The organism is Arthrobacter sp. AK01, from assembly GCF_021109375.1.
Taxonomy (GTDB): Bacteria; Actinomycetota; Actinomycetes; order Actinomycetales; family Micrococcaceae; genus Arthrobacter.
The window spans coordinates 1-402 of sequence record NZ_JAJOHP010000156.1 but is presented as its reverse complement, the minus strand read 5'-3'; the positions used below and the strand labels follow the sequence as shown (position 1 = coordinate 402).

The window sequence follows — 402 nt, the reverse complement described above, 5'->3', positions numbered from 1 at the left end:
GTCTATGTTGTCCCTGCCACGACCGGTGTTGAGTACCTGGTCGGTGGCAAGGTTGTTGCTGCCGGGACGTACCCGGGAACGGGCACGGTGACGGTCACAGCACGGGCGAAGACGGATTATGTGCTGGCTTCCGGTGCGACCGCGTCCTGGTCTGCCACTTTCAATGCGACTCCGTTTGTCGTGACTCCTGCTGCGGTGACGTTCACGGACAAGGACGGCACGAAGGACGACGTTTATGTGGTCCCGTCCACGACGGGTGTTGAGTACCTGGTCGGTGGGAAGGTCGTTGCCGCCGGGACGTACCCGGGAACGGGCACGGTGACGGTCACAGCACGGGCGAAGGCGGATTATGTGCTGGCTTCCGGTGCGACCGCGTCCTGGTCTGCCACGTTCAAGGCGACC

The 402-nt window shown here is 63.4% G+C and carries 1 pseudogene; it reads left to right on the top strand.

The window, feature by feature from the left end:
* A pseudogene (locus LN996_RS23515) lies at positions 1–402 on the top strand (hypothetical protein); the annotation flags it as partial.